This window comes from Roseburia sp. AF22-2LB, from assembly GCF_003461125.1.
GTDB lineage: Bacteria > Bacillota > Clostridia > Lachnospirales > Lachnospiraceae > Roseburia_C > Roseburia_C amylophila.
Window position 1 is genome coordinate 263,197 of record NZ_QTWM01000004.1, and the last position, 10,406, is coordinate 273,602.

At 41.2% G+C, this 10,406-nt stretch carries 7 protein-coding genes; 6 read left to right on the forward strand and 1 reads right to left on the reverse strand.

Translation table 11 applies throughout. The features are described 5' to 3' along the window. The first annotated feature begins 9 nt into the window (after positions 1-9). Positions 10-981, forward strand: coding sequence for a signal recognition particle-docking protein FtsY (ftsY, locus tag DWX96_RS08465; RefSeq protein ID WP_022244089.1), 972 nt, complete (start codon positions 10-12; stop codon positions 979-981). Further along, a complete protein-coding gene (gene ilvA / locus DWX96_RS08470; protein WP_022244090.1) occupies positions 975-2,186 on the forward strand; it encodes a threonine ammonia-lyase in 1,212 nt (403 codons plus the stop codon). Before ftsY ends, ilvA begins: the two co-directional genes overlap by 7 nt. Positions 2,187-2,323: 137 nt before the next feature. Here ilvA and DWX96_RS08475 read toward each other — a convergent pair whose 3' ends face one another. Beyond that, on the reverse strand, positions 2,324-3,343 hold the full coding sequence (locus tag DWX96_RS08475; protein WP_117841209.1) for a DUF5050 domain-containing protein: 1,020 nt from the start codon (positions 3,341-3,343) through the stop codon (positions 2,324-2,326). Positions 3,344-3,809: 466 nt separating this feature from the next. Between DWX96_RS08475 and pheA the strand changes: the two genes are divergently transcribed. Genes pheA through DWX96_RS08500 form a run of 4 tightly spaced genes read left to right on the forward strand, consistent with a single transcriptional unit; the run spans position 3,810 to position 10,028 of the window. Then, the gene (gene pheA / locus DWX96_RS08485) at positions 3,810-4,940 is read left to right on the forward strand and encodes a prephenate dehydratase (RefSeq protein ID WP_118057244.1); all 1,131 of its coding nucleotides are present in this window, start codon (positions 3,810-3,812) and stop codon (positions 4,938-4,940) included. 21 nt (positions 4,941-4,961) lie between these two features. Then, positions 4,962-6,257 carry an ATP-binding protein gene (locus DWX96_RS08490; protein ID WP_117698734.1) on the forward strand — a complete coding sequence of 432 codons (1,296 nt, stop codon included), beginning with the start codon at positions 4,962-4,964 and terminating at the stop codon, positions 6,255-6,257. Between the two features lie 30 nt (positions 6,258-6,287). Then, positions 6,288-7,820 carry a Ppx/GppA phosphatase family protein gene (locus tag DWX96_RS08495; protein ID WP_117841208.1) on the forward strand — a complete coding sequence of 511 codons (1,533 nt, stop codon included), beginning with the start codon at positions 6,288-6,290 and terminating at the stop codon, positions 7,818-7,820. A 12-nt stretch (positions 7,821-7,832) separates the two neighbouring features. Further along, the gene (locus DWX96_RS08500) at positions 7,833-10,028 is read left to right on the forward strand and encodes an RNA degradosome polyphosphate kinase (RefSeq protein WP_117841207.1); all 2,196 of its coding nucleotides are present in this window, start codon (positions 7,833-7,835) and stop codon (positions 10,026-10,028) included. Positions 10,029-10,406: the final 378 nt, after the last annotated feature.

A 10,406-nucleotide genomic window follows, 5' to 3' on the forward strand; every position in this document is an offset into this window, starting at 1 on the left:
AGTGACAAGATGGAAGAAGAAAAGAAAGAGAAAAAAGGCTTTTTTGCCCGCCTTGTATCAGGATTAACCAAGACAAGAGATAACATTGTATCCGGTATTGATTCTGTATTTCATGGATTTTCACATATTGATGATGATTTCTATGAAGAAATCGAAGAGATTCTGATTATGGGAGACCTTGGTGTACATGCCACAGAGGCAATTTTGGACAAGTTAAAGGAACGTGTCAAAGAAGAAAAAATCAAAGAGCCGGCAGACTGTAAAGAGCTTCTGATTCAGAGTATCAAAGAGCAGATGGATGTAGGCGAGACTGCATACCGCTTCGAGGAAGAAAAATCTGTCGTTTTAGTCATTGGTGTAAACGGAGTCGGAAAGACAACCTCTGTTGGCAAGCTGGCAGGTAAATTAAAGAGTCAGGGTAAACGCGTGGTTTTAGCTGCGGCAGATACCTTCCGTGCAGCGGCAGGAGACCAGTTAAAGGAATGGGCGAACCGTGCCGGAGTAGACATGATTGGCGGCCAGGAGGGTGCTGACCCGGGCTCTGTGGTATACGATGCAGTAGCAGCTGCGAAAGCAAGAAAGGCAGATGTCCTTTTGTGCGATACTGCCGGACGGCTTCATAACAAGAAAAATCTGATGGAAGAACTTCGCAAAATCAACCGTATTCTGGAAAAAGAGTATTCTGATGCATACCGCGAGACCTTGGTAGTATTGGATGCTACAACCGGACAGAATGCACTGGCACAGGCAAGACAGTTTGCAGAGGTGGCAGACATTACCGGAATTATTTTAACGAAAATGGACGGAACCGCAAAAGGTGGTATCGCAGTTGCCATTCAGTCAGAACTTGGCATCCCTGTAAAATATATCGGTGTCGGTGAAACCATAGATGATTTACAGAAATTTGATTCCGGGCAGTTTGTAAATGCATTGTTTGATGTAAAGGAAGATTCGGGAGAAGAAGGAGAGACAGAATGTTAACATTAGATAAATTTGAAGAAGCAAGTGAAAAAGTAAAAGAAGTAACTTTGGAGACCAAATTAATTTACAGCAATTATTTGAGTGAGCAGACCGGTAACAAAGTATATCTGAAACCAGAAAATATGCAGTTTACCGGAGCATATAAGGTACGTGGTGCCTATTATAAAATCAGCACTTTATCCGAAGAAGAAAGAGAGAGGGGACTGATTACCGCTTCCGCAGGAAACCATGCCCAGGGTGTTGCCTATGCAGCAAAATGCTATGGCTGTAAAGCAACCATCGTTATGCCAACCACAACACCACTGATTAAAGTAAACCGTACCAAGAGCTATGGTGCTGATGTAGTACTTTATGGAGATGTTTATGATGAAGCATGTGCACATGCTTATGAACTGGCTGAGAAGCATGGATATACCTTTATCCATCCTTTTGATGATTTGACGGTTGCAACCGGTCAGGGAACCATAGCCATGGAAATCTTTAAAGAACTTCCACTGGTTGAGTATATTTTAGTTCCAATCGGAGGAGGCGGACTGGCAACCGGTGTTTCCACTCTTGCCAAATTACTGAATCCAAAGATTAAAGTGATTGGTGTAGAACCGGCTGGAGCAAATTGTATGCAGGCTTCCTTTAAGGAGGGTAAGGTTACAACACTTCCGGCAGTGAATACCATTGCAGATGGTACCGCAGTAAAGACTCCGGGAGAAAAAATCTTCCCATATATTCAGAAGAACTTAGACGATATCATCACCGTAAGTGATGATGAGCTGGTCGTATCTTTCCTTGATATGGTAGAAAACCATAAGATGGTGGTAGAGAACTCCGGTTTACTTACCGTTGCCGCATTAAAGCATCTGAATGTGAAAGACAAACGGGTCGTATCCATCCTGAGCGGTGGAAACATGGATGTCATTACCATGTCTTCCGTTGTTCAGCAGGGACTTATTTTCCGTGACAGAATCTTTACTGTATCTGTACTGCTTCCGGATAAGCCGGGTGAGCTTTGTAAAGTGTCCGGAATCATCGCAAGAGAGCAGGGAAATGTTATCAAGCTGGAGCATAACCAGTTTGTAACAACCAACCGTACCGCAGCAGTTGAACTTCGCATTACATTAGAGTGCTTTGGACCGGAGCATAAACAGCAGATTATCAATGCTTTGGAAAAAGAAGGCTATAAACCAAAACAGGTTCGTACCAGCCTGTAAGGGACGTTTATTGGAAAAGGATATTTTTCAATTTCTTTGCAGACAGAAGAAAAAAGTATAGTTTGTAATAAAATAGAAAAAGCCGCATTGGAGAGGAAGAAAAACTTCAGCTCTGATGCGGCTTTTGGAATGGTAGATTATAATTTCTCCGGCGTAAATACACCGATATCATTTCCGGTTCCGCTAAGTGGCATCTGATAACAGACAGAGTCATTGCCGTATTCATAGAAGTAAAGGTACTGTGAGGTGGTATGTAATGCGGTATAATTACCGGATATCAGTAATTCCTCATTGCTTCCGTCGGTGAGACAGCGGTAGATACCGGCACCCTCTCCATTTTTTTGATAATAGATATAATCCCCGGTGACGTTGTAGCAGTCAATTCTGGATGGAATGATAAGGTTGGCAGTACCGCTGCTTAAGGAATAAGTGCTTAGTCCATAATCGTTGTCTCCATCCATGTAATAAGCCGTGTCATTAATTACAGTCGGTTCATAACAGGTGCAGCTATAGAGTGTAGCAACAGAGTTGTCAGCAGTATCAAGCTGCAGGAGAGAGTGGGAATCGTTTTCGCCATTAAAGTACATATACTGTCCATTAGAGGAGCAGGTCTTATAAGGAAACTTAGAAACCTGTTCTTTTTTTGTTCCGTCGATTTTTATCCGATACAGGGTAGAAGCCGTTTCTTTGTCATAGTGGATATAGTAAATATAATTTCCGTACAGTCCGGCATAAAGACTTGGGTCGTCATCTAAAATGGTAACCCTGCCTCCATCACGGTTGATACGGCATAAGCTGTTAGTTCCAAAATTCAGAAAAGAGAAATTAGTATCCTCACTCTTGTTGTTTCGGACATAGTAAACATAGTGATCATCTGCATTGATATAAGAGACGGTATCATCGGAAAGCTTCTTCATATCAGAACCATCAGGATTCATGGAATAGAGTCGGTGGTTGTCGGAAGGATTACTGAAGAAAACAGTGCCGTTGCTTTCACAGAAAAGTCCACCGTTATAAAGATTACCGGCAGAATTTCCATTGACATAACCGGAATTCATTTTTGTGCGGTTGAGAAAATGAATCAGACAAAACACTGTAATCAGAATAAGAATAATTGCAATCGTGATAAAGAGCTGTTTTTTTCGTTTGTTTTTCATAAGAATCCTCCTTTGATGTTATATGTAATCAGACGATTGTGAAATTTGGAAATACGACAGGAGGATGTTTTTCTTTCCGATATTTGACAGAATGGCAGCTTTGTCCGGCTGATTGCGGATGCAATTTCTGTAGTCTGTTAGGGGCACTTGGAATTTCATTAATAACTGGCAACGCTGGCACAGGATGTGCCAGCGAGGCGCAAGTTGAACATGGATGTGAATTTGCGCCGGTTGCCACAACTATGTGATATAAAATGGAAATTCTTAGTGCCCCTTGCAGACGAAAGGATGTATCCGCTGCAGCCGGACAAAGTCGCTATCCAGTCAAAGCAACGGAAAGAACTTTCCTATAACATTTCCAAATTCCACAATTCTTACGATAAAAATTATAACTTTCTTTCGGGAAACTTGCAACCGAAATGGGAATGGTATATGATAGAAAAAAATAATAAGGTGAAAGATAACAATGAAAGATTTAAAAGAGATAAGAGCAGAAATTGACAGCGTGGACAAAGAGCTGGTGTCACTGTATGAAAAACGTATGGCACTGACCGAACAGGTGGCAGATTATAAGCTTTCTACCGGGAAAAAAGTCTTTGATAAGGCAAGGGAAGAAGAAAAGTTAGAAAAGGTAACTTCCATGGTAGATGACCCGTTTTTAAAGCGTGGAACAAGAGAGCTTTTTGAACATCTGATGAGCATGAGCAGAAAAAGGCAGTATCAGAAGCTGGCAGAAAAAGGCATTATGGAGCCGATACCATTTGAAGAGGCAGCGGCACTTCCGGATAAAAATATAAGAATCGTATATCAGGGAGAAGAGGGCGCATACAGCCAGATGGCAATGCAGCAGTTTTTCCATGATACCACAAACAGTTATCATGTGCAGACCTGGCGGGATGCCATGGAAGCAATCGCAAAAGGAGAAGCAGATTATGCAGTGCTTCCGATTGAGAATTCTTCTGCCGGAATTGTGTCAGAAAATTATGATTTGCTGGTAGAATATGATAATTGTATCGTGGGAGAACAGATTATTCCAATAGACCACTGCCTGCTCGGAACGAAAGGCTCAAAGCTATCTGATATTGAACAGGTATATTCCCATCCGCAGGCACTGATGCAGTGTGGTAGATATTTGGACGAGCATCGGAACTGGGAAAAACACAGCTTTAAGAATACTGCCATGGCAGCAAAAAAAGTAAAAGAAGATGGTCTCCTAAGACAGGCAGCCATTGCCAGCCGTCTTACTGCCGATATTTACAGGCTTGATATATTGGACGAGCATATCCAGGATAACAGCAATAACTGTACAAAGTTTGTCATTGTAACCGGCCGTAAGATATTCTTAAAGAATGCCGGAAAAATCAGTATCTGCTTTGAAATTCCGCATGAAAGTGGATCTCTTTATCATATGTTATCCCATTTTATTTTTAATGATTTGAACATGAATAAGATAGAATCAAGACCATTAGGAGAGCGGAACTGGGAATATCGTTTCTTTATTGACTTTGAAGGAAATTTAAATGAGAGTGCAGTAAAGAATGCATTGCATGGAATCAAAGAAGAAGCTGAAAACTTTAAAATTCTTGGAAATTATTAGAAAGACAGGTAAGACATTAAGATGAAACATTCAGGAGAATTAATTTTATATAAGAACTTTGAAAATGGAGAATTATTTTATAATTTTACATGGATTTTGGAAAACTATGATAGTGAATTTTACAATCGGTCTGATATAGTAGAATTGTATTATAGATGTTTGAACCAACTGATTGAACTGGCAGTGAGCCACGGTTTTGAAGGAAATCTGTGGCACTGTTTTCTTGCGTTTATTATGGTAAATAATGAAAATGCCTACAGTACCGCCTGCGAAATGAAAGGAGCAGTAAACGGAAGTATCAATGCGATTGCAGCCCATGATTTTGCTATTTTAAAAGAAATGTTTGATTATAACTTAAATGAAGTGGCAAAGACTCTGGAAATTGATGATATGGATGTGCTTCAGAATTTCAAGGGACCGGATGATAATGGAAGCGTATTTAACAAACGTATCCGTGACTGCATCTGTGAACTGGCTGTAGAACTGGCAGGAGCAAAGGATACCAATGCATTTCAGGACAGCGTAACCGGATTCTATGCAAGATTTGGTGTGGGAAATCTAGGCTTACATAAGGCATTCCGTATCCAGAATACCAATGGTGTTGTAGAACTGGCACCGATTACCAGAATCGCTCATGTGAAACTCGATGACCTGGTAGGCTATGAAATTGCCAAGAAGAAGCTGGTGGATAATACAGAAGCTTTTGTAAAGGGAAAGAGTGCCAATAACTGTCTGTTGTTTGGTGATGCAGGTACCGGTAAATCAACCAGCATAAAGGCAATTGCCAATCAGTATTATGAGCAGGGACTTCGCCTGATTGAAGTTTATAAGCATCAGTTTAAAGATTTGAACACGGTTATTTCCATGATAAAGAACCGTAATTATAAATTTATTATATATATGGATGATTTATCTTTTGAGGAATTTGAAATTGAATACAAATATTTGAAAGCTGTAATTGAAGGTGGGCTGGAGAAGAAACCGGACAATGTGCTGATTTATGCAACCTCAAACCGCAGACATCTGATTCGTGAGAACTTTTCAGATAAAGAGGAAGTGCGTGAGGATATGCATACTTCTGACACCGTACAGGAAAAACTTTCGCTGGTATATCGTTTTGGTGTATCTATTTACTTTGGAGCACCGACCAAGAAAGAATTCCAGCAGATTGTAGTAGAACTGGCAGAAAAGCAGGGAGTACATCTTCCGGCAGAAGAGCTTTTAGCAGAAGCCAACAAATGGGAGTTAAGTCATGGTGGACTTTCCGGAAGAACCGCACAGCAGTTTATCAATTATATGTTAGGACAGGAAGTGTAACAGAAGATTTACACAGGAGGAGGAGCACGGATGAAGACTTTTGCAGCAATTTATATCGGGTCTTATGAAATCAGCATGAAAGTGTTTGAGCTTTCCATTAAGAGAGGAATCCGGGAAATTGACCATGTCCGCCATAGAATAGAATTGGGAAGGGATGTTTATTCCCAGGGATATGTTGGATATGAAACAGCGGATGAATTGTGTCAGGTGCTGAAAGAATTCGTGGGGATTATGGAGATGTATCGGACGGATGAGTATGAAGCATATTCAGGTCTTGTCATCCGGGATGCACAGAACGAAGCATTTATTTTAGACCAGATACGGATTCGAACCGGACTTAATGTGAAAGTGCTGAGCAATTCGGAACATCGTTTTATCAGTTATAAGACGGTGGCATCCCAGAAGAATTTTGAGGATATGACCAGTCAGAATGCAGCAGTAGTTGATGTAGGTGGTGGCAGTATGCAGATAACACTTTTTGTAAAAGGAAAGGTAGTTACCACGCAGCATCTTCTGATTGGAATTATGCGTGTACAGGAGAAACTCTTTGACCTTGGCATGCAAAGCAGCGGTAATTATGAGCAGCAGATACAGGAAGTCGTAGATAAGGAATTAGAGGTCTTTAAAGCTCTTTATCTGCCAAAGGATGGCATCCGTTATGTTATTTTTATGGGAGATTATATCTCTGCATTTATGCCGAAAATCAGTAAAGAAAATGGCAAATGTATGGTAGATGCGGACAAGTTCTATCGTTATACGGAGAAGCTGAGAGCCAAGAATACAGGACAGATTGCAAGAGAATTAGGAATCACCAACGAGAGTGATGCATTGCTGATTCCGGCACTGGTTATCTATCGTCAGTTAGTTGCTGCATTAAATGCGCAGAATGTTGTTGTTCCGGGTGTGAATGTAAATGATGGTATAGCATATGATTATGCACAGCGGCATAATATGGTGAAAGCAACACATGATTTCGAAGAAGATGTAATATCTGCGGCGGAATGTATGTCCAAAAGATATTTCGGCTATCAGCCACATCTTGAAGCATTAGAGCAGATGGCAGTCCGGATATTTGATGCCATGAAGAAGATTCATGGATTGGGAAACAGAGAGCGGCTGATGCTAAGGACAGCAGCCATTCTCCATGACTGTGGTAAATTTGTCAGTCTGGTTAATGGACCGCAGTGCTCCTATGACATTATTATTTCTTCAGAAATTATTGGATTGACTCATCTGGAGCGTGAAATTGTGGCGTCTACGGTACTTTATAATACACTACCGATAGACAGCTATGACAGACTGGCAGATAAGATGGATCATGACAGTTATCTTACCGTAGCCAAGCTTGCAGCTATCCTTAAGGTGGCAAATGCCATGGATAGAAGCCACAAGCAGAAATTTAAGAATGTAAAGACATCTGTTTCCGGAAGAAATCTGATTATTACCATAGAGACGGAAGATGATGTGACCTTGGAAAAGGGACTGTTTGAGTCCAAGGCGTCCTTCTTTGAAGAAGTATTCAGTATGAAACCGGTGATTAAAGTGAAAAAGGTCTATAGTTAGGAGAGTATGCGAATGGAAAAATTAAAAGAATATACGAATCCGGAATATTATGAAAACCGTGAGTTGAGCTGGATTAAATTTAATGGCAGAGTATTGAATGAAGCAAGAGACAAATCCATTCCGCTGCTGGAGCGGTTAAAATTTGTCAGCATTACTTCTTCAAATCTGGACGAATTTTTCATGGTACGTGTGGCTTCTTTAAAGGATATGGTACATGCGGGCTATAAGAAAACAGATATTGCCGGTATGACAGCGTCTGAACAGTTAGCAGCCATTAATCATGATACCAGGGAATTGGTAGAACTGCAGTATTCTACTTATAACCGTTCCCTGATTCCGCTATTGAATGCAAGAGGAATCTATATTGTAGATGCCTATGAAGATTTGGAAAATTTTCAGGCAGAATATGTAGACCGTTATTTTGAAGAAAATATATATCCGGTACTGACACCGATGGCAGTGGATGCATCCAGACCATTTCCGTTGATTCGCAATAAGACATTAAACATTGTAGCTTTACTGGAAGAAAATCCGAAGAAGGATGACCTCCTTGGCAAAGAAGAAGAGAAGAAGCTTAAGGCAGAGGGGAAGAAGGGCGGAACCATCTATGAATATGCAACCGTTCAGGTGCCATCTGTATTACCAAGGCTGATTCCAATTCCATCCGTAAAGGAAGGCGAGAAATCCTTTATCCTGTTGGAGCAGATTATTGAGAAGAATATTTCCAAATTGTTCTTAGGCCATAAAGTGGTCTGTGCTTATCCGTATCGTATTATGCGTAATGCGGACCTTTCCTTTGATGAGGACGAAGCAGAGGATTTACTGAAAGAAATTGAAAAATCCCTAAAGAAACGGCAGTGGGGCGAAGTTATCCGGCTGGAAGTGGAATATGGCATTGATAAGCGTCTGCTGGCATTTTTAAAGGATGAACTTCGGGTAGAGTCAGAGGATGATATCTTTAAAATCAATGGACCGATTGATTTGACTTACCTGATGAAGATGTATGGACTGGAAGGCTGTGATGATTTACGTTACAAACCATATACGCCACAGCCGGTGCCGCAGATCCAGCAGGGAGAGAGTATCTTTGATGCGATTAAAAAAGGTGATATTTTACTGCATCATCCATACCAGACCTTTGATCCGGTAGTCGAATTTATCCGTCAGGCAGCCAAAGATCCGGATGTACTGGCAATCAAACAGACACTTTACCGTGTCAGCGGCAATTCGCCAATCATTGCATCGCTGGCGCAGGCAGCAGAAAATGGCAAACAGGTATCTGTTCTGGTAGAATTAAAAGCCCGTTTCGATGAGGAAAATAATATTGTCTGGGCAAAAAAATTAGAGAAAGCAGGCTGCCATGTCATCTATGGTCTGGTGGGCTTAAAGACCCACAGCAAGATTGCACTGGTCGTAAGAAGAGAAGAAGAAGGCATCTGCCGTTATGTACATCTTGGAACCGGAAACTATAACGATTCCACTGCAAAGCTGTACACAGACTGTGGTATCTTTACCTGTTCGGAAGCAATCGGAGAAGATGCAACAGCAGTATTTAATATGTTATCCGGTTATTCTGAACCGCTGTCCTGGAACCGGCTGGTGGTAGCACCAATCTGGCTGCGGAAGCGTTTCTTGAAATTAATTGAGCGTGAAACAAAATACGCCAGGGCGGGAAAGACAGCCAAAATTGTTGCCAAGATGAATTCTCTTTGTGACCGTGATATTATTGCAGCTTTGTATGAAGCATCAGCAGCGGGAGTGCAGATTGATCTGGTGGTACGTGGAATCTGCTGCCTGAAGGTAGGCATTCCAAAGATCAGTGAAAATATCAGAGTGCGTTCCATTGTAGGAAATTTCTTGGAGCACAGCAGAATTTTCTATTTCTATAATGATGGACAGGAAGAAATTTACATGGGAAGTGCTGACTGGATGCCGCGTAACTTAGACCGCCGTGTAGAGATTATTTTCCCCGTAGAAAATGAAGAGTTAAAGCATAAAGTAATGCATATTCTGGATGTGGAACTGGCAGATAATACGAAAGCACATCTCCTTCAGAAGGATGGCACCTATGAAAAGGTTGACAAACGTGGAAAGGTACTGGTGAATTCACAGCTGCAGTTCTGCAGGGAAGCAGAAGAAGCAGCACCAAAGCCTGCAGATGTGGTAAAAGACCGTATTTTTATTCCGGCAGAACCGGTAGAGGACTAAAGAAATCAGACACTTTTGCCGATATATAATATGAAACCATTGAAATAAAGCTCCAGGGAGGGGATTGTCGCATACGGATATGACGGTTATTTTAAGGTTCCGGTTGTTTTGCTCGTTCATGAGCAGGAAAGACAGCAGAATAGAGGGTATTCGGATGAATCCAGCCGGAAAAAATGTTCCGAAAATGAATTTGAACGAATCTTTCGAAATGCATTAGACGAGGTGAAAGACAAAAAATAGAAAGTATCTATAAAGAGGGACTGTTGTTTTACAGAAATTGTAAAATGACAGTCCCTCTTGGTGTACATGAGTAGTAAGCTATCTGGAGTTATAGGACAAAATGTGTTGATGAAAACCGCTTTCAAGCCTTGAAAATAA

Bases quoted from the DNA above. Each gene is read 5' to 3' on its own strand.
- ftsY (WP_022244089.1), top strand. From the start codon at position 10: ATGGAAGAAGAAAAGAAAGAGAAAAAAGGCTTTTTTGCCCGCCTTGTA.
- ilvA (WP_022244090.1), top strand. From the start codon at position 975: ATGTTAACATTAGATAAATTTGAAGAAGCAAGTGAAAAAGTAAAAGAA.
- DWX96_RS08475 (WP_117841209.1), bottom strand. From the start codon at position 3,343: ATGAAAAACAAACGAAAAAAACAGCTCTTTATCACGATTGCAATTATT.
- pheA (WP_118057244.1), top strand. From the start codon at position 3,810: ATGAAAGATTTAAAAGAGATAAGAGCAGAAATTGACAGCGTGGACAAA.
- DWX96_RS08490 (WP_117698734.1), top strand. From the start codon at position 4,962: ATGAAACATTCAGGAGAATTAATTTTATATAAGAACTTTGAAAATGGA.
- DWX96_RS08495 (WP_117841208.1), top strand. From the start codon at position 6,288: ATGAAGACTTTTGCAGCAATTTATATCGGGTCTTATGAAATCAGCATG.
- DWX96_RS08500 (WP_117841207.1), top strand. From the start codon at position 7,833: ATGGAAAAATTAAAAGAATATACGAATCCGGAATATTATGAAAACCGT.